Annotated in this window: 18 protein-coding genes; 6 read left to right on the top strand and 12 right to left on the bottom strand. The window is 56.9% G+C overall.

Annotation, left to right across the window (positions count from 1 at the left end; all coding sequences use genetic code 11):
* Positions 1 to 19: 19 nt before the first annotated feature.
* The 4 genes from DV711_RS04620 to DV711_RS04635 are packed head-to-tail and all read right to left on the bottom strand — an operon-like array spanning position 20 to position 5,012.
* Positions 20 to 1,399 (bottom strand): MFS transporter, encoded by a 1,380-nt coding sequence (locus tag DV711_RS04620; RefSeq protein WP_114694459.1) that lies wholly within the window; start codon positions 1,397 to 1,399, stop codon positions 20 to 22.
* A complete protein-coding gene (locus DV711_RS04625; RefSeq protein ID WP_165840002.1) occupies positions 1,365 to 2,765 on the bottom strand; it encodes an SAM-dependent methyltransferase in 1,401 nt (466 codons plus the stop codon). The genes DV711_RS04620 and DV711_RS04625 overlap by 35 nt, the downstream gene beginning before the upstream one ends.
* Complete coding sequence (locus DV711_RS04630) at positions 2,746 to 3,606, bottom strand: DUF1365 domain-containing protein (RefSeq protein ID WP_114694461.1); 861 nt, start codon at positions 3,604 to 3,606, stop codon at positions 2,746 to 2,748. Before DV711_RS04630 ends, DV711_RS04625 begins: the two co-directional genes overlap by 20 nt.
* Entirely contained in the window at positions 3,606 to 5,012 is a 1,407-nt protein-coding gene (locus DV711_RS04635; RefSeq protein WP_114694462.1) for an NAD(P)/FAD-dependent oxidoreductase, read from the bottom strand. The genes DV711_RS04630 and DV711_RS04635 overlap by 1 nt, the downstream gene beginning before the upstream one ends.
* Before the next feature lie 202 nt (positions 5,013 to 5,214).
* Between DV711_RS04635 and DV711_RS04640 the strand changes: the two genes are divergently transcribed.
* Both DV711_RS04640 and DV711_RS04645 read left to right on the top strand, forming a co-directional pair.
* Positions 5,215 to 5,802 (top strand): sigma-70 family RNA polymerase sigma factor, encoded by a 588-nt coding sequence (locus DV711_RS04640; RefSeq protein ID WP_114694463.1) that lies wholly within the window; start codon positions 5,215 to 5,217, stop codon positions 5,800 to 5,802.
* Positions 5,799 to 6,464: a ChrR family anti-sigma-E factor gene (locus tag DV711_RS04645; RefSeq protein ID WP_114694464.1), complete on the top strand. Its 666-nt coding sequence runs from the start codon at positions 5,799 to 5,801 to the stop codon at positions 6,462 to 6,464. The genes DV711_RS04640 and DV711_RS04645 overlap by 4 nt, the downstream gene beginning before the upstream one ends.
* 215 nt (positions 6,465 to 6,679) lie before the next feature.
* Here the strand turns inward: DV711_RS04645 and DV711_RS04650 are convergent, their stop codons facing one another.
* Positions 6,680 to 7,570: a LysR family transcriptional regulator gene (locus tag DV711_RS04650; RefSeq protein WP_114694465.1), complete on the bottom strand. Its 891-nt coding sequence runs from the start codon at positions 7,568 to 7,570 to the stop codon at positions 6,680 to 6,682.
* 116 nt (positions 7,571 to 7,686) lie between these two features.
* On the opposite strand from DV711_RS04650, the gene DV711_RS04655 reads away from it, so the two are divergent.
* Together DV711_RS04655 and DV711_RS04660 are read left to right on the top strand one after the other, a co-directional pair.
* Complete coding sequence (locus DV711_RS04655; protein ID WP_114694466.1) at positions 7,687 to 8,874, top strand: acyl-CoA dehydrogenase; 1,188 nt, start codon at positions 7,687 to 7,689, stop codon at positions 8,872 to 8,874.
* A gap of 68 nt (positions 8,875 to 8,942) precedes the next feature.
* Positions 8,943 to 10,160 carry a CaiB/BaiF CoA transferase family protein gene (locus DV711_RS04660; protein ID WP_114694467.1) on the top strand — a complete coding sequence of 406 codons (1,218 nt, stop codon included), beginning with the start codon at positions 8,943 to 8,945 and terminating at the stop codon, positions 10,158 to 10,160.
* Positions 10,161 to 10,234: 74 nt separating this feature from the next.
* Here DV711_RS04660 and DV711_RS04665 read toward each other — a convergent pair whose 3' ends face one another.
* The 4 genes from DV711_RS04665 to rpoS all read right to left on the bottom strand — a co-directional run bounded on the left by DV711_RS04665 (position 10,235) and on the right by rpoS (position 13,003).
* Positions 10,235 to 10,678, bottom strand: a complete 444-nt coding sequence (locus DV711_RS04665; protein WP_114694468.1) for a YtoQ family protein — start codon at positions 10,676 to 10,678, stop codon at positions 10,235 to 10,237.
* Between the two features lie 30 nt (positions 10,679 to 10,708).
* Entirely contained in the window at positions 10,709 to 11,482 is a 774-nt protein-coding gene (locus DV711_RS04670) for an SDR family oxidoreductase (protein ID WP_114694469.1), read from the bottom strand.
* Between the two features lie 45 nt (positions 11,483 to 11,527).
* On the bottom strand, positions 11,528 to 11,929 hold the full coding sequence (locus DV711_RS04675) for a PaaI family thioesterase (protein WP_114694470.1): 402 nt from the start codon (positions 11,927 to 11,929) through the stop codon (positions 11,528 to 11,530).
* A 129-nt stretch (positions 11,930 to 12,058) separates the two neighbouring features.
* The gene (rpoS, locus tag DV711_RS04680) at positions 12,059 to 13,003 is read right to left on the bottom strand and encodes an RNA polymerase sigma factor RpoS (RefSeq protein ID WP_114694471.1); all 945 of its coding nucleotides are present in this window, start codon (positions 13,001 to 13,003) and stop codon (positions 12,059 to 12,061) included.
* 358 nt (positions 13,004 to 13,361) lie between these two features.
* Between rpoS and DV711_RS04685 the strand changes: the two genes are divergently transcribed.
* Positions 13,362 to 14,150 (top strand): enoyl-CoA hydratase, encoded by a 789-nt coding sequence (locus tag DV711_RS04685; RefSeq protein WP_114694472.1) that lies wholly within the window; start codon positions 13,362 to 13,364, stop codon positions 14,148 to 14,150.
* Positions 14,151 to 14,169: 19 nt separating this feature from the next.
* On the opposite strand, the gene DV711_RS04690 is transcribed toward DV711_RS04685, so the two are convergent.
* Positions 14,170 to 14,391, bottom strand: coding sequence for a hypothetical protein (locus DV711_RS04690; RefSeq protein ID WP_114694473.1), 222 nt, complete (start codon positions 14,389 to 14,391; stop codon positions 14,170 to 14,172).
* Positions 14,392 to 14,583: 192 nt separating this feature from the next.
* Between DV711_RS04690 and DV711_RS04695 the strand changes: the two genes are divergently transcribed.
* Positions 14,584 to 15,198, top strand: a complete 615-nt coding sequence (locus DV711_RS04695) for a flavin reductase family protein (RefSeq protein WP_114694474.1) — start codon at positions 14,584 to 14,586, stop codon at positions 15,196 to 15,198.
* Positions 15,199 to 15,422: 224 nt separating this feature from the next.
* Here DV711_RS04695 and DV711_RS04700 read toward each other — a convergent pair whose 3' ends face one another.
* Together DV711_RS04700 and DV711_RS04705 are read right to left on the bottom strand one after the other, a co-directional pair.
* On the bottom strand, positions 15,423 to 16,589 hold the full coding sequence (locus tag DV711_RS04700; protein WP_114694475.1) for a phosphoglycerate dehydrogenase: 1,167 nt from the start codon (positions 16,587 to 16,589) through the stop codon (positions 15,423 to 15,425).
* A gap of 115 nt (positions 16,590 to 16,704) precedes the next feature.
* Positions 16,705 to 17,826: a phosphoserine transaminase gene (locus DV711_RS04705; RefSeq protein ID WP_114694476.1), complete on the bottom strand. Its 1,122-nt coding sequence runs from the start codon at positions 17,824 to 17,826 to the stop codon at positions 16,705 to 16,707.
* Positions 17,827 to 17,898 lie beyond the last annotated feature (72 nt).

Below are 17,898 nucleotides of genomic sequence, written 5' to 3' on the forward strand. Positions count from 1 at the left end.
ACCTCCCGGGCCCTGCGGCCTATGCTGGGGACTGTCGCTGCAGTCGCATAGTGATCATTCGATGGCGCCGTCGACTCAGTGGATAACGCCATAACAATGCGACTGCCGATAGTTTTAATACGCACGGCAGCCAGGCGTAGATCACCAGCAGTTCAAAACGTCTGCTCGGATCAACCGACCGGGCTAGATCCTCCCCGTCCGCCAACAGCCACAGCAGTGCCGGCGCCAATGCCGCAGCGGCTCCCAGCGACAGTTTCATCACCATCGAATGGCCGGCAAAGCAAGCCAGCGCCCGCTCCTTGCCAAAACGCCAACGATCCCAGTCGACCAGATTGGCCTGCATCACCGGCGGCAGTGCCAAATCCGCTCCCAACACCACACCGGTCAATACGCAGACCAGAGCAAATCCCCAAAGTCCGGCAACATGATCGGCCGGCAGCAACGGCACCAGTAGAAAGACCAGCGCCGCCATCATCATCGCCCCACCCCAAAGCCGATGCAGCTCTAACCGGCTACGGCTCCAAAGCGGCAACGCGATCAGGGCCGCGCCGAAATAGAGCAGCAGCAGCCATACCCGGATTCGGTCATCCCCGCCGAAACCGATGCTGACCGCCAGCGGAAACAGTACCGCCGCGATGCCGTTTGCCAGGGTATTGAGCCCCCAGGCTGCGAGCAGTCGCAGCCAGAGTCGGTTTAACCGTAATTGCCACAGATCGCGCCAGCTGTGAGTCGGCTCGCCGACCGGACACTTGGGTTCGGGCAGTCGTGACAGCAGCAACGCGCATGGCAGCGCCAACACCAGGGCAGCTAGGGCCAATGTGGTCAGGGCTTGGCGAAGCGTGGCACCGTTCTCCAACAACACCACCGGTAAAGCCGCCGACAACAGCAGCCCCAGCAAACCAGCACCCTCACGCCAACCACAGAGCCTCAACCGACGGGAACTATCCGGGCACAGGTCAACCAGCCAGGCCTGCCAGGGGATCTGTATCAGGGTCCAACCGACATAGAGCAACGACGCCAGCAGCAGCAATCTCGGCCACCCCGCCTCGGAGGGAGGATCAAACAGCATCAACAGCGCCGGGCTGGCCAGCAACAGTCCCAGCAGCATCCACCCCCGTCGACGGGGAAGCCCTAAGATCGAACGATCGCAGTAACGTCCGGCAGCCAGATCGCTGAGCAGATCAAGCAACCGGGCCAGCAACAACGCCGTACCGGCCTGCAGTAGCGTCAGCTGGGTCTGTTCGGCATAGAAGGTTGGCAGCCAGATATAGACCGCCAAGGTGGGCAACGCCATCGGCACCGCCGGCAGTGCGTAACTCAGCTGCTGTGCGGTGCTAAGAACGTTGGGTCCAGAGCGATCAGCCTCAATTGGCGTGTCGGAGGCGATAGAGCTGGACATCGATGGAGCCGGATTTGAAGCCGCTTTCACAGTAGGCGAGGTAATAGCGCCACATACGGTAGAATCGCTGATCGAACCCCAACCGCTGCAGTTCCGGCCACGCCCGCTCGAAGTGATCGGCCCAGATATTCAGCGTACTGCCGTAGTCCGGACCGAAACTCAACTGCCGATCAATCTGCAATCCGGCTCGCTCGACCTGCTGCGCAAACACGCAAGGGCTGGGCAACATACCTCCCGGGAAGATGTAGCGCTGGATAAAGTCGGCACCGCGTCGGTAGGAAGCGAAGCGCTGATCCGCGATGGTGATCACCTGAATCACCGCACAACCGTCATCGCTCAAGCGCTGCTTCAGTTGGTTAAAATAGGTCGGCCAGTTCGCTTCACCAACGGCCTCTAGCATTTCAATCGAAACGATCCGATCGTAGCGCTGCTGCAGATGTCGGTAATCGCAAAGCTCAAACGCAACGTTCTGTTGATGGGCAATTGGCCGCTGCCGACACCAAGCCAACTGCTCTTCGGACAGCGTGACCCCCAGATAGTTGATCCCATCTATGGCGTTATCGCTGAGCTGCTGGGCCAGCCCTCCCCAACCACAGCCGATCTCCAACACCCGATCACCGGGGCCGGGCTCCAACCACTCGATCACCTTTGCATTTTTGGCATGCTGAGCCTGCTCCAGCGAAAGACCCGGCTGATCGAACAATGCCGCGGAATAGGTCATGCTGGGATCGAGCCAGCGACGGTAGAATTCATTCCCCAGGTCATAGTGGCTGGCGATATTGCGCCTGGACCCTCGCAGACTATTGGGACGAAGCCGATGAACCAACCGGTGCAAGGCAGCGGCCAATCCGGTTCCTCCGAAGGCCTGCTCCAGGGCTTGCTCATTAGCCATCGCCCAATCGGTTAAGCGCAACAGTCGCCGACAACTCCAGTCACCGGCCATGTAGCCTTCGGCCCAGCCCATCAAGCCCCCAAACCAGCCTCGGACCAAGGCTTGTGGATGCTTGAGTTCAACTAAAGGGACCGGCTGTTCAGCACGCAGTTGTCCCAGATGAAGACGGCTGCCACCGGGCAGTAGAATCTCTATTCGAGAGATCTGGGCCTGCTGCAAGCGGCGCTCTAGCCGCGGCAGTAATAGACGCCAGATCCAGGATTCAGATCGACGCAGATCGTTCTGATTGATCGGATCCTGGCGAATAGTACTGCCCCCTTGAGGCCCCGGCACCCACGCCTGGGCAGGACGATTCAGTGACGAGATCTGTGTACTCTGCGGTCGCTGATTCGGATTGCGCATCTGCTGCGGGGTTGACGAGTTCTCGCGTCGCAACAGCACGGTTGCACTCTGCTTACTGCGCAGGGTTTCCATCGACATTCTCCTGACTGAAGGGACCGCTAGGACGGCCCGAAGATGGCGGGTGTTGGTCGGCTTCCTTGAAGCCAGAGCCGACGCTGGTGGCATAGGGATCGGTTTTTTGCGGCGAGATGAACGGAATCCGTTTGAACCACAGCTTTAAAGCCTGCCAGTGGATCAGCACTAACGTCTTGAGTCCCATTGGAGGGCGAAGCAACTCCCGCAGCATAACCTTGCGCTGCAGTGGCACTCGGCGACCTCGCCAACGGGCCAACAGCAACGGCCCCTCGGCATCCTGATAATGGATCAACACCGAAAAATGTTGGCCTGGCGGCTGCAACCGGAATCGATACTCGCCATCGAGGGCGATAAAGGGAGAGACCGACATCCGCTTATCCGCCCGCTGACGAAGTGGAACTCCCTCAGGGCCGGTATTTTCGATCACGTAGGTATGACGCTCGCCGAAGGTGTTGCTGACCTCGTAGAGCGTGGCAAAGCAGGTCTCGTCGGCGTGATAGCAAAAGTAGACCGCCAACGAATTGAATCCGAAGCCGAGACAGCGCGGCTGACACAACAATCGGATATGGCTGGCCCTTGGCATGCCCTTCTCGGCCAGGAGTTGCTGGCATTGCTGCTTGAGCCCCCGATCACTACCGTCACCGTGGTCACGTTCGTAGAAGCTGAATAAGCCGGGACGGTTGAAATTGAGTAGCCCGAGACGATCGAGCTGGTCCAGTTCGTCCAGATCGATCAGCCAGCTGCTGATCCGGTAGTCAAACCGATGTGAGCGCGGTCGTAGCCGCTGATGCATCACTTCGGCGCGGTAGAGAGCGCTGTTTAGACTGGGCGCGTCCATCAGGCGGCCTCCCCTCCGGCCTGTTTCGCGGCAGCAGCTCTTTCCACCTCAAACCAGTTCTCCGGCAGTGGAATCCGATCGTACATACCGTCGACCTGCCAAGGACGACGCCGACTTCCCAGCGCTTCGGCTACCGCCAAGCCGGCCTGCAACCCGTCCTCATGGAAACCGTAGCCGCACCAGGCACCGCAATACCAAGTATTGTTATGCCCCTGCAGATGCCAGAGTTCGCGCTGGGCTTGTAGTGCGGCCGCATCGAAGGTCGGATGATCATACAGAAAAGCGGCATGAACCCGTTCCGGATCGGGCTCCGTCAAAGGATTGAGGGTGACGAACAGCGGCCGCTCCTGTGGCAATCCCTGCAGGCGGTTCATCCAATAGCTGACACTGAGCGCCGTGTCGGTTTCGGATTGACGCTGGCAAAGGTAGTTCCAACTTGCCCAGGCCCGTTGCCGCAACGGCATCAAGCTCACGTCGCTGTGCAGCAATGCCCGGTTGCGTTCGAACTTGAAGGCCTGCAGTAACGACTGTTCTTGTTGATCAGCATCGCTGAGTAACTTCAACGACTGGTCCGCATGGCAGGCCAGCACCAACTGATCAAATTGCCAGTATTGCCCCTGCCAATCGGTCAGCAGGACCTGATCACCGCTGCGCTGGATACTCCGCACCCCGCGATTGACCACCGCCCGCTCACCCAGTTGATCCACCAGCCGCCCGACGTATTCCCGACTTCCTCCCTCGACCGTCATCCACTGGGGACGATCTCGCAGTTGAAGCAGGCCATGGTTGGCGCAGAAGCGAAGAAAGGTTTTGGCCGGGTACTCCAGCATCTGACTGGCCGGTGTCGACCAGATCGCTGCGCCCATCGGCAGCAGATGGTCATCACGAAAACGACGACCGTACCCATAACGTTCGATCAGCTGTCCTAAAGAGGTCTGATCGTCAAGTTCGTTGAGTAGCTGCGGCGCCTGACGGTAGAACCTCAGAATATCGCTCAGCATCTGCCAGAAGCCGGGACGGAACAGGTTCGAAGCTTGAGCCAACAGGCCGGCCAGATCGCTTCCGGCATACTCCATCTGCCCCTGATTGATGGAGACAGAGAATGACATATCGGTCGCCCGTACCGGCACCTTCAAGTGCTCGAACAATGACACCAGGTTGGGGTAGGACAGGGGATTGAACACGATAAAGCCGGTGTCTACCGCTACGGGGGGCTGATCGTCGATAGCATCCAGCAACACCGTATTCGAGTGACCGCCGAACCGATCGTCCTTTTCAAACAGTGTCACGTCATGCTGCTGGGCCAGCAGCCAGGCACAGCTCAAACCGGCGATACCGGATCCCACCACGGCGATACGTTGCGGTTCGGTTGAGGGCGAGGTTGCGGCAAAGCGGGTTGGGGACATCGACGGTTTCCTCATATTAGCGGGCTCGAACTGAGCCTAGTTTGAAAGGGTTACGTTCGACATAAAAAAACGGATCACTGCAGAAAACCTAAATAGCCAACAAAATTGACAAATTGCCGCCCATAACCGCGTCTATAGTGATTTTTGAGGTCTTAGTTACCTGGGAGGTGATCCAAACCCCTGGGTGGTTCGTATTACCGGTATGAATGAGATCAGCAGCAAGCTAATGGATGGAATCGAGACACAGCAGGACTGGTCCAAGGTGTTGGATCGAATCGCCGCCGAGCGTGACCGGCAGCAGTTTTCCGCTTTGTATGACCACTTTGCGCCGCTACTCAAGAGTTATCTGATCAGCCGGGGCGCTGGAGCGGCAATTGCGGAAGAGCTTCTGCAGGAAACACTGCTGCAGGTTTGGCACCGCGCCCATCAATTCAATGCCCAGCGGGGCAACGCGGCTACCTGGATCTATCGTGTGGCCCGGAACAAGTACTATGACTATCTTCGGCATCAGCGGTTGGCCGACCGCCCTCCTCCTGAGCCCGAGCTTTCGGAGCCGGATAGCGCGCCAAAGGCCGAACGAGAACTGGAGTCAGAACTGGATGGACAGCTACTTAACAACACCCTGCAGCAACTGCCTTCACGACAAGCCCAGGTGCTTTACATGAGTTATTACCAAGGCAAGAGCCACGCAGAGATCGCCCAATCGATGGAGATCCCATTGGGCAGTGTTAAATCGACCCTACGCTTGGCCTTCGAAAAGTTACGCAGCTGCTTGGGAGGTGCCCGATGAAGATGCAATACCATCCGGATGACGCCACCCTGCTCGGTTTTGCCAATGCCACTCTGGAACGAAACTTCGCCGTCCTGGTCGCCTGTCACCTGCGCCACTGCCCTCGCTGTCGTCAACGCCTGCGTCAGGCCGAACAATTAGGGGCCGAGCTGATGCAACGGCTGCAACCGGCTGAAGTCAGCGCCGACTGCAAACAAGCGCTGTTTGATCGACTGGACGAGTCCACCAAACTGGATCCAGCGGAGCGCTCTGCTACTGTCACAGCACAGCAGCACGAACCGTTGATACCGGCGCTGTTACAACATTGGCCTGAGCAAGATTTCGATACGGTGCCATGGAAGCGGATCGCGCCGGGGATCCAGCAACATAAAATCGACCTGGGAAGTTCCAATCTGAGTCTGTTGCGGATCGCCCCGGGAACCTGCATGCCATCCCATGGCCACGAAGGCAGCGAACTGACGATGATCCTGCGCGGCTCCTACAGCGATGAGATCGGCCGTTTTCAACCAGGCGACGTTGCCGACCTGGATGATGAGATTGAGCATCAACCGATCGCCGATCGCGACGAACCCTGCATCTGTCTGGTCGCGACCGATGCCCCGTTGCGGTTCAACAGCTGGGTACCTCGTTTGATGCAGGGCTTGGTCTTCAGTTTCGACTAAGTAGCCAAAACAAACGGCCAGCCTGACAGCCACAACGCCCGATTACCTGTTTATCCGTTATCGCCGCACTAACCTGTAGGGCTGATCAATCCAAGCATCGAAGATAACGGTATAAATTATACTAGCTATGCTGATATCCGCCGCGAACGGATACTAGGGACTATCCTTATGCGGCTGAAGAAAAACCTCAAACCAACCGCAAAACTATTAATAATTCAATCATCTAGCTGGGAGTCTTCAACTCCTCCACAAAGATGTTCCAGCAGCGCTCTGCCGGCACGGGAAAGGTAACGCTTGCGGTGCCAGCCGATACCAAGATTGAGGTAGACCGGCTCGTCAAACGACAGTGCAACCAAACCCGGTTCATGTTCCAGCACATCTCGTAAACAGATACTGATCCCGCTCCCCTGCCTTACCAACGACAACATCAAGCGCAGCAGGTTGGTTTCCAGCCCGATTCTGAGCGGTTGTCCCTGATCACGGGCGGTCTGCTCCAGCAGCTCACGCAGATAATACCCCGGCTCGTAGACTACCAGATCCCGTTGAACAAACTGCTCGAAAGTGATCGATGGATAGCGTGCCAGAGGATCGTCTTCGGCAACGCAGACCACCACCTCCTGACAGGCAAATGGCCGGGCTTCCAACGTCGGAGAGACCTTATCCAGATGCAACACACCCAGCTCCGCCTCACCGGCTTCAATCATCTCAGCCGCCCGTTGGGTACCCTCACTACTGACCCGAACCCTGACCCTCGGGAAGTCGCGTCGAAACGAGGCCAGCTGTTCGGGTAGTAGATAGGAGCCCAGCATCGCCGAAGTCAGTAGCCTAACTTCACCGCCTACCACCCCGCTAAGCTCCGACATCGCCATGCCGGCTTGGTGAAACTGGTCCAGAATCCGATCGGCATGGCCCAGTAGTACCCTGCCCTCCGCCGTCAGCTCGATCTGTTTCTCGCTGCGATCGAACAGCATCAAGCCAAACTCCTGCTCGAGCTTCTTGATCGCGATGCTGACGGCCGGCTGGGCCATATGCAGCGATTTCGATGCCTTGGTGAAACCGCCGCAGCGGGCCACGGTCTGGAAGATCTGTAACTGACGTTTGTCCATGGCGCAAATCCATAATCAACAAATATTCACTGGATATAAAACATATATTATTTTTATCGAAAAACAAGTGATACCTTTTGTTACATCAATCAAACATCCCAACACAGGAAGCCAACATGTCCTCACAACCGAGCTGGGCCAAATTCAACTGGGAAGACCCGTTTCTGTTCGAAGATCAACTGACCGAAGAAGAGCGGATGATCCGTGATGCCGCACGTGCTTACTGTCAGGAGCAACTGCAGCCGCGTGTTCGTGAAGCGTTCCAGAACGAGCACACCGATCCGGCCATCTTCCGTGAGATGGGTGAAATGGGTCTGCTGGGTCCGCAACTGGAAGGCTATGGCTGCCCCGGCATCAACTACGTCGGCTACGGCCTGATCGCCCGCGAAGTTGAGCGTGTCGACTCCGGCTACCGCTCGATGATGAGCGTTCAGTCCAGCCTGGTAATGTTCCCGATCTACGCTTACGGCTCCGAAGAGCAGAAGCAGAAGTACCTGCCGAAGCTGGCTACCGGTGAGTGGATCGGTTGCTTTGGTCTGACCGAGCCTGACCACGGCTCTGACCCCGGTTCCATGGTGACCCGTGCCCGTAGCGTTGACGGCGGTTACAAGCTCAGCGGTGCCAAGATGTGGATCACCAACTCCCCGATCGCCGATGTCTTCATCGTCTGGGGCAAGACCGACGACGGTAAGATCCGCGGCTTTATCCTCGAGAAAGGCATGCCGGGTCTGAGCGCGCCGAAGATCGAAGGCAAGCTGGCACTGCGCAGCTCCATCACCGGTGAGATCGTGATGGACGAAGTGTTCGTTCCGGAAGAGAACCTGCTGCCCAACGTTGAAGGCCTGAAAGGTCCGTTCGGCTGCCTGAACAGCGCCCGTCTGGGTATCTCCTGGGGTGCACTGGGTGCTGCCGAAGCCTGCTGGCACTCCGCCCTGAACTACACCCTGGAGCGCAAGCAGTTCGGTCGTCCGCTGGCTCAGAACCAGCTGATCCAGAAGAAGCTGGCAATCATGCAAACCGACATCAGCCTGGGTCTGCAGGGCAGTCTGCGCGCCGCCCGCCTGAAAGACGAAGGCAAACTGGCACCTGAACTGATCTCGATGATGAAGCGCAACAACTGTGTTAAAGCGTTGGAGATCGCCCGTGAAGCCCGTGACATGCACGGCGGCAACGGCATCTCCGATGAATTCCCGGTCATGCGTCACATGGTTAACCTGGAGGTGGTCAACACCTACGAAGGAACCCAGGATATCCATGCACTGATTCTGGGTCGTGCCCAGACAGGTCTGCAGGCATTCTTCTAAGCGCCTGCTCTTACGCCGGATGCTGTCTCAGCATCCGGTTTTTTTATCCATTCTGTGTGAGGGTTACCATGAACGCACCACTTCAAGGCATTCGCGTACTGGACATGAGCCGGATTTTGGCTGGCCCTTGGGCAGGTCAGAGCCTGGCCGATCTGGGTGCCGAGGTGATCAAGATCGAACGCCCCGGATGTGGCGACGATACGCGCCACTGGGGCCCTCCCTATCTCAAGGATGCTGACGGCAACGACACCGCCGAAGCCGCCTACTACATGGCGGCCAACCGCGGTAAACGCTCGGTCACCGTCGACATCACCACGGAAGCCGGACAGAAGATCATCCGCGACCTTGCCGCACGTTCCGACGTGCTGCTGGAGAACTACAAGGTCGGCGGACTGAAAAAGTACGGTCTGGACTACGACAGCCTCAAAGCGGTCAACCCGAAGCTGGTTTACTGCTCGATCACCGGTTTTGGCCAGGACGGTCCTTACGCGCACCGTGCCGGCTACGACTTCATGATCCAGGGAATGGGCGGTCTGATGAGCATCACCGGCGAGCCCGACGAAAAGCCCGGCGGCGGTCCGGTCAAAGTCGGTGTCGCGGTTACCGATCTGTTCACCGGCCTGTACGCCACCATTGCGGTCCAGGGTGCCCTGCTTGAGCGTCAGCGCTCCGGACTGGGTCAGCATATCGATCTGGCACTGTTCGACGTTCAGGCGGCTGTGCTGGCCAACCAGGCCACCAACTACCTGGTCGGCGGCAAAGTGCCGCAACGACTCGGCAATGCACACCCGAATATCGTTCCCTACCAGGCATTTGCCACCAGGGATGGTCATATCATCCTGGCGGTCGGCAACGACTCCCAGTTCCGGGCCTTCTGCGAGCTGGCCGATCAGAACTGGGCCGATGATCCGCTGTACGCCACCAACCGTGCCCGGGTCGAGAATCGCGAACCGCTATGTGCGGCGATTGCCGAACTGATCGCCACCCAAACCAGCCAGTACTGGCTCGATGGTCTGGAAGCGCGTAGCGTACCCTGCGGTCCGATCAACCGGATCGACCAACTGTTCGAAGATCCCCAGTTGCTAGCCCGCGGCATGAAACAGACCCTGCAGCACCCGGATAACGACAACTTGAACCTGGTCAACAATCCGATCCGCTTCTCCCGCACCCCGGTCAGCACCGACCAGGCGCCACCGAAGCTTGGGGATGCCACCGAGCAGACCCTGCAGGAGCTGGGTTACAGCGACGAGCAGATTGCCGCATTGCGGCAGCAGCAGTGCATCTAATCTGACAAGCCCAATAAAAAGGCCGGCGATTGCCGGCCTTTTTTGTCTTCGCCCTATGACAGGGCCAAAATCTATTACTTCTCTCGACAGATATACTTCAGTACCTGGACGACCTGCTCCGGGGTTTGAGCCCAAGCCATCGCCGCCCCGTCGACCTCTTTCAGCGGGTGGATGATATCTTCGCTATGCAGCGTGATATAGGGCTTGCCCAGCGCCGCGCAGAAGCCGGCATCAAAGGCCGCATTCCACTGCTTGTACTTGTCACCGAAACGAACCACCGCCAGATCACACTGCTCCAGCTGGGTCTTGGTACGGATCGCATTAACCTTGGCCGACTTGTGATCACGCCAGAAACCGTTCTGCTCTTCACCCAGCACATCGCCGGCGGCATCGCTGGCACCATGATCGGTTACCGCCGAGCTGAATTCGATCGGCAGTCCAGCCGCACCGGCCGCTTTGATGATCTGCTCGCGCCAATCGGTGTGGATCTCACCGGACAGGTATACCTTCCAGGACATGATGCTCTCCTAAATTCTTATCAGTTATGGCTAGCGACCACCGGCCGCGTCAATAAAGTTGCCGGTTATATAGGAAGCCTGCTCCGACAGCAACCATAACACCGCTTCGGCGACCTCTTCGGGCCGACCTCCCCGCTGCATAGGCAGGCTAGGACCTAACCGATCGACCCGACCCGGTTCGCCACCATCGGCATGGATATCGGTGTAGATGATGCCTGGACGCACCGCATTGACGCGGATACCTTCGGCCGCCACCTCTTTCGACAGCCCCAGAGTCATCGTATCGATCGCCCCCTTGGTTGCCGCGTAATCGATATACTCACCAGGGGCGCCCAGACGTGCGGCCACCGAAGAGAGGTTAACGATAGCGCCGCCCTCTCCTCCATAGCGAGTCGACATCCGCTTTACCGCTTGCTTGGCACACAAAAAGCTACCGACAACGTTGACTTGAAACAGTCGCTGTAGACGCGCCGCATCTAACTCATCCAACCGAGCTTGACGGTCCAGGATACCGGCGTTATTCACCAGTCCATACAACTTGCCAAACTGATCGGCTTGTTGAAACAGGGTTTCAACCTCGGCTTCGTTGGCCACATCGGCGCAGATTGCCTTAGCCTGCCCACCCCTATGGATAATCTGATCTACCAGCTGTAAGGCCTTGTCAGCTTGCTGGCGATAGTTGACTACGACTCGGTAGCCTCGATCGGCAATCAATCGAGCACAGGCCGCGCCGATACCCCGGGAAGCACCGGTAATGATGATGACCTGTTCAGAGATGGCTGCCTTGTTGAGTCGATCCGTCATGCGCTGCTCTCCATCCAAAAGGAAACGTTGAATCTAGCTAACACTCTAGCCCGCAGGTAGTGCGTAAGTCCCGACCGCATGGGCAACTGGCTCTTCTGAGCCATCCGAGAAGATACTCACTTCGCCCACCACCAGCGTGCGTCCCACCTTATGTAGCCGACACTCACCAATAATATCTTTATCGGCCACCGGTTTACGCAGGAAGTTAATATTCAAGTTGGTGGTGACCGCCATCTCGACCTTACCCAACTCGCCCAGAATTGCGGTATAGAGCGCCACGTCCACGACCATCATCATGGTTGGGCCTGATACGGTGCCGCCTGGTCGAAGGTGCTGGGCCGAGATCGGTTGGCGGATGACTGCGCGTTTATCGCCTACAGATTCCACCTTAAAGTCAGCGTAGGGGAAGGCTTCAGCCAAGAAGCCGTTGATCTGGTCAACTTTCATCGCTTATTCCTACTGCGTTGCAGCACTCAGGTCACGCCGGCCAAGCACGATCCCTGTCACTGTTCGTCATACATAAAAAACCGGCGGCTCAAGGCCGCCGGTAGATGGGATTAAGGGGCGTTTTGCAGTTTACTGCATCAAATCCTGGCTGCACAAACCGTTCTTTTCCATGGTTTCACGCAGCATTTTGAGGGCTTCGATTTGAATCTGTCGGACCCGTTCGCGGGTCAGCCCTACTTCGGCACCGACCTGCTCTAGGGTGCAGAGCTCGTAGCCATTCAGGCCAAAGCGTCGTTGCAGAATCTCACGGTGCTTGCCCGGCAGCTCCTGCAGCCAGTCATCGAGACGGCCAAATAGATTGGTGTTCTGCAACCACTGTTCGGGACTCTCGGACTGGGTATCGGCAATGATCTCCTGCAACGGGGTTTTCTTGTCGTTGCCGACCATCGTATCGATGGAGGTGGTACTGTCCTTAAGCTCCATCATCCGCTTGACCTTCTCCAGCGGCTTATTGACCTTGGCTGCGATCGCTTCGCAGCTCGGATCATGGTCCAGCTCTTGGGCCAGTTCCCGTTCGGCCTTGAGGTAGGTGTTGAGCTCTTTGGTGACATGGACCGGCAGCCGAATCGTACGGGTTTGATTCATGATCCCGCGTTCGATGTTCTGACGAATCCACCAGGTGGCATAGGTGGAGAAACGGAAACCCCGATCGGGGTCGAATTTTTCTACCGCTCGAATCAGGCCTAGATTACCCTCTTCGATCAGATCCAGCATCGACAGACCACGATGCAGGTAGCGCCGGGCAATCTTGACCACCAGCCGTAGATTGCTCTCAATCATACGCTGTTTGGCCGCCATATCGCCGGCATGGAAACGGCGTGAGAAGTAGACCTCCTCTTCGGCGGTCAATAACTTGGCTGCACCTATCTCATTGAGGTACAGCTGGGTTGCATCCGGACTGCCCTTATCATCTGCTGCCCAGTCACGGTTGTTCAATTTAGAACCCGAACCCCGACTACCAGCAGTCTCAGCCGACTGCTCTAAGTTTTCGGTAACCGCTTCATCAACAACCATAGCTAATTCCTTCCATCTCACTAGCAGGGATACTGCTTTATTCAATTCTGCCTGTTAGTAACCGACTAAAACAGTAAAGAATAAGATAGCTCAGCTTCGGCCTAGCGCAAGTAATTGTTTCATTGCAACATATTCTCTAAATTTACATATGTCAATTAGCCCGAACCTATAAATCTATGAACACAAAAAACGTCTTTTGTTACTTTTTTCTCAGCAAAGATTGATCACCATATCACGACAGCCCATACAGGACGGGGATCCCACGTTAGTCATTGGTCGCGTTAGCAGTCTCCATACGCCGCAGTATACTCGAGCAAAAAATAACAACCGCAGCACCAAGTTGCCGAGGAGAAGATCAATGTTCGATAGCAGCACCAAGCCCTTAGTCAGCCTCAAGGTTGAGCAAGGGGTTGCCTGGATAACGATGGAACGGGGCCAAGCCTATAACGCTTTGTCGGACGAGCTGATGGATCAACTGACCCACCAACTCCAGCGACTGGCACAGCAGCCGCAGGCTAAGGTAGTGGTTATCCGGGGGGCCGGACGGGGGTTTTGCGCCGGCCATGACCTTAAACAGCTGACACAGGATCAGGACAAGCAACGGCAGCAACGCACTTTTGAGCGCTGCGCCACCCTGATGCAGACCTTGGTCAACCTACCGCAACCGGTAATCGCCCAGGTACACGGGATTGCCACGGCGGCCGGCTGCCAACTGGTCGCCAGCTGCGATCTCGCTGTCGCCGAAGATAGCGCCCGCTTTGCCACCCCCGGGGTCAACATCGGCCTGTTCTGTTCGACCCCGATGGTTGCGCTAACACGATCGCTGGCACCCAAGCATGCGATGGAGATGCTGCTGACCGGGGAGATGATCGATGCCGAACGGGCTCACCAGATCGGCCTGATCAATCGGGTTGTCGAAGCCGAACAGCTACAAGCCACCGTTGCCGAACTGGCTCAGAGCATCGCGGCAAAGTCGGGTTATTGCGTTCAGACCGGCAAGCAAGCTTTCTACCGCCAGCTGAACCAGCCCCTGGCTAACGCTTATGAGGACTGCTCCCAGGTAATGAGCTGTAACCTGCAACACCAGGATGCGATCGAAGGAATCGATGCCTTTTTAGCCAAACGCAAACCAACTTGGAGTAGTTGAACAAGATGGGGAGCGGGTATCAGTGACGCTGTACCCGAACGTTGTCGAATCCGATCAGATGGGCCAGCTCGGCGGCCGGCCCAAGGCTGTCAAACAGGCAGGCCCTTCCGCCCCAGGTTAAGGGCAGCAAGCCATCGTCTTCGTCACGTAGCAGCATGATCCAACCGTCTGGCTTCGGCTGCAGAATGACCTCTTTCAAGGCCCCCATCTTTTGACCCAGATAAACTTCGGAGAACTCCACGCTCTAACCTCACGTAAAATGAGCTCTACCTCTTCACGGGACTGCAAGCACCGTAATTAAGGCTCTTGGATAGACACAACCGCAACGATCTGACACGCTGCCCTAAAGCATAGCAGCTGCCCTAGCGGCGAATTTTCAGGTCTGGCAGGATTGCCGGACTGCAGGAAAATTTTTCAATACGGACTCTTTGATATGTACATCGATCTCGCCGAACTGAACCCGAGCCAGGTTTATTTCAATATGATCCAGACTCTGGTTCCGCGCCCTATCGCCTGGGTAATGTCGGAGCATGCCAACGGCAAATTCAATCTGGCCCCCTTCTCCTATTTCAGTGCTGTTTGCAGCGATCCGCCGCTGTTGATGATCTCGGTGGGGAAAAAGCCCGACGGCAGCCACAAGGATACTCGCGTCAATATTGAGCAACGCCAGCGCTTCGTGGTCCATATCACCAGCGCCGAACAACTCGAAGTAATGAACCAGAGTTCGATGACCCTGCCGGCTGAGATTTCTGAAGTTGATGAATTAAATCTGGAAACCGTTCCCTTCGACGGATTCCCTCTGCCCAGGCTCAAGGGCAGCCGGGTCGCCTTCGGTTGCGAGCTGTACCGGGTTGACGAGATCGGCAACAGCGCACAGTCGCTGATCTTTGGTGAAATTAAACAGATCTACATCGACGATCAGGTCGCAACCAGAGATGCCAAGGGACGCTTGAAGGTCGATACCGCACAGCTCGATCCGGTGGCTCGACTGGGTGCGTCGGAGTATATGGGATGCGGCGAGATCATCAGCCTGAAGCGCCCACTTTAATACAGCTCCCAAGCCCGGGCCCCGCCCGATTGTCAAACGGGCGTTCGAACGAGCACCCGTTTGAGCAGCGATGCAACTGAAAAAGTTTCAGCCGCAGGAAGCCGGGAATATCACCTCTGTCTGAATACAAGCCGGTCTCGGTCCGATTCAGAGGCCAGCTTAGGCCGAACCAACAACAAGGGCGGCTTGTCTGCCGCCCCTTACTAACTCGCGTAAACGATCAATCAGTGGCTGATCATGCGTAAGTTAATCACCTCCTCGATAGCGCTTAGCGCATCGATCGAGGCCTGACAGGGCACCTCTTCCAGGTCGATGATGTTATAAGCCAACTCATCACGACTCTTGTTCAACATATCGACGATGTTGAGGTTGTACTCGGCGATGATGGCGGTGATCTGACCCAACACCTTAGGGACATTACGGTTAGTGATCGTCAAACGTACCGGAGTGGTCCGCGCCAGTTCGATCGGGGGGAAATTGACCGAGTTGCGGATATTGCCGTTCTCGAGAAAATCGATCAGCTGATCGGCCACCATGATGGCACAGTTCTCCTCCGCCTCGGCGGTGCTGGCGCCGATATGGGGCATCTGCAGCATCTTCGGATGACCGAGAGTTTCATTGGCCGGGAAGTCACAGACATAGCGATGCAAGCGCTCTTCATTCAGCGCATCCAGTATCGCCTGTTTATCGACGATCTCACCACGGGCGAAATTCAGCAACACCGCGTTGGGCTTTGCTCCGGCCAGCAGAGACTCGTTAATCAGCCCCTTAGTTGCTTCAATTGCCGGCAGGTGCAGGCTGATGTAGTCACACTTGGCAAACAGGCTGTTGAGGTTGTCCATTTTCTGGACCCGGCTCGACAAACGCCACGCTGCTTCGACCGAAATCGCCGGATCATAACCGCAGACCTGCATCCCAAGATCCAATCCCATATTGGCCACCAGCGAACCGATATTACCCAGCCCGACCACACCCAGGGTCTTGCCGCGCAGCTCTGAGCCGGCAAAGCGCTTCTTCTCTTTCTCCAGCAGCGGATCGAGTCCTTCCTGCGGTTCCAGCTCGTCGACAAAGCGCATTCCCTGGTAGATATCCCGCGAACCCAGCAGCAGCCCCGCCAGGACCAACTCCTTCACCGCATTGGCATTGGCTCCGGGGGCATTGAACACCACGATACCCTGCTCGGTGCAGCGGGCCAATGGAACATTATTGACCCCGGCGCCGGCGCGGGCGATCGCTTTGAGAGTCTCTGGAAATTCAACGTCGTGCAGCTTCTGGGAACGAAGCAAGAAGGCATCCGGATTCGGCAGTTCACTGGCAATTTCGTAACTATCGCGAGGGAAGCGATCCAGACCTTTGACAGAAATACTGTTGTATGTGCGAATTTGATACATAGTGGGCCTTATTTGGAATAATTATGTATTGGATATCGTTATTATTGTTCGAACTCGCTGGCCTTATAGGGCAGAAAGCAAAACGGCCCTGAAGCGGGCCGTTTAAAATCATGGTTTAGCTGTTCTTGACTTGGTGGTAACCCCACTCAAGCCAGGGCAGCAAGGCTTCAACATCGGCGGTGTTTACCGTGGCTCCGCACCAGAGCCGCAGACCGGCAGGTGCATCCCGGTAAGCACCGATATCGTAAGCGACCCCTTCGGAGTCGAGCAACTTGACCAACGCCTTGACCTGCTCATCGCTCAGATCCAAGGTCAAGCAGACACTGGTGTTGGAACGCTGAGCCGGATTCTGGGCCAGGAATTGAATCCAGTCACGACTGTCGACAAAGGCTTCGATCGCCTTCAGGCTGGCGTTGCTGATCTGGATCGCTTGGTCGACGCCGCCGATCTCACGAACCCAATTCAACGCATCCTGGTAATCGGCCACGGCTAGCATCGACGGGGTGTTGATCGTGGCCCCTTTAAAGATACCTTCGATCAGTTTACCGCCCTTAGTCATACGGAAGATCTTCGGCAGCGGCCATGCCGGGGTATAGCTCTCCAGTCGCTCGACTGCGCGCGGGCTCAGGATCAGCATCCCGTGTGCGCCTTCGCCGCCCAGTACTTTCTGCCAGCTGAAGGTGACCACATCGAGTTTTTCCCAGGGCATCTCCATCGCAAACACGGCAGAGGTCGCATCACAGAGGGTCAAGCCCTGACGCTCATCACTGATCCAATCGGCGTTGTCGACCTTGACGCCGGAGGTGGTGCCATTCCAGGTGAAAACGATATCGTGATCGGGGTTGGTCTGGCTCAGGTCCGGCAACAGACCGTAGTCGGCGCTGATATGGTTGACCTCCAGCTTCAACTGCTTGGTGATATCACCATGCCAACCTGCGCCGAAAGATTCCCAAGAGCAGACATCAATCGGGCGGGCACCCAGCAAGCTCCACAGCGCCATCTCCACCGCGCCGGTGTCTGATGCCGGTACGATACCGACCCGGTAGCCCTCGGGCAGGCCGAGCAGTTCAGCGGTATCGTTGATCGCCTGTTGCAGTGCAGCTTTACCCAACGAAGAACGGTGTGAACGACCCAAGGTAGCGGTATCCAGTTGCGCCACCGAGTAACCGGGACGTTTACTGCAGGGACCGGATGAGAAATTAGGGTTTTGGGGTTTGACGGCAGGACGTGCTTCCACGGTAGTTCCTCACTGAGTTGCTATTGCGCATCGCAAAAAATGGTAGCCCGATAGTACCGAAAAACGCCCGCT

The organism is Motiliproteus coralliicola (assembly GCF_003345655.1).
GTDB lineage: Bacteria > Pseudomonadota > Gammaproteobacteria > Pseudomonadales > Balneatricaceae > Motiliproteus > Motiliproteus coralliicola.

Coding starts and splice junctions, on each gene's coding strand:
- DV711_RS04620 (WP_114694459.1), bottom strand. CDS start 1,399: ATGTCCAGCTCTATCGCCTCCGACACGCCAATTGAGGCTGATCGCTCT.
- DV711_RS04625 (WP_165840002.1), bottom strand. CDS start 2,765: ATGGAAACCCTGCGCAGTAAGCAGAGTGCAACCGTGCTGTTGCGACGC.
- DV711_RS04630 (WP_114694461.1), bottom strand. CDS start 3,606: ATGGACGCGCCCAGTCTAAACAGCGCTCTCTACCGCGCCGAAGTGATG.
- DV711_RS04635 (WP_114694462.1), bottom strand. CDS start 5,012: ATGTCCCCAACCCGCTTTGCCGCAACCTCGCCCTCAACCGAACCGCAA.
- DV711_RS04640 (WP_114694463.1), top strand. CDS start 5,215: ATGAATGAGATCAGCAGCAAGCTAATGGATGGAATCGAGACACAGCAG.
- DV711_RS04645 (WP_114694464.1), top strand. CDS start 5,799: ATGAAGATGCAATACCATCCGGATGACGCCACCCTGCTCGGTTTTGCC.
- DV711_RS04650 (WP_114694465.1), bottom strand. CDS start 7,570: ATGGACAAACGTCAGTTACAGATCTTCCAGACCGTGGCCCGCTGCGGC.
- DV711_RS04655 (WP_114694466.1), top strand. CDS start 7,687: ATGTCCTCACAACCGAGCTGGGCCAAATTCAACTGGGAAGACCCGTTT.
- DV711_RS04660 (WP_114694467.1), top strand. CDS start 8,943: ATGAACGCACCACTTCAAGGCATTCGCGTACTGGACATGAGCCGGATT.
- DV711_RS04665 (WP_114694468.1), bottom strand. CDS start 10,678: ATGTCCTGGAAGGTATACCTGTCCGGTGAGATCCACACCGATTGGCGC.
- DV711_RS04670 (WP_114694469.1), bottom strand. CDS start 11,482: ATGACGGATCGACTCAACAAGGCAGCCATCTCTGAACAGGTCATCATC.
- DV711_RS04675 (WP_114694470.1), bottom strand. CDS start 11,929: ATGAAAGTTGACCAGATCAACGGCTTCTTGGCTGAAGCCTTCCCCTAC.
- rpoS (WP_114694471.1), bottom strand. CDS start 13,003: ATGGTTGTTGATGAAGCGGTTACCGAAAACTTAGAGCAGTCGGCTGAG.
- DV711_RS04685 (WP_114694472.1), top strand. CDS start 13,362: ATGTTCGATAGCAGCACCAAGCCCTTAGTCAGCCTCAAGGTTGAGCAA.
- DV711_RS04695 (WP_114694474.1), top strand. CDS start 14,584: ATGTACATCGATCTCGCCGAACTGAACCCGAGCCAGGTTTATTTCAAT.
- DV711_RS04700 (WP_114694475.1), bottom strand. CDS start 16,589: ATGTATCAAATTCGCACATACAACAGTATTTCTGTCAAAGGTCTGGAT.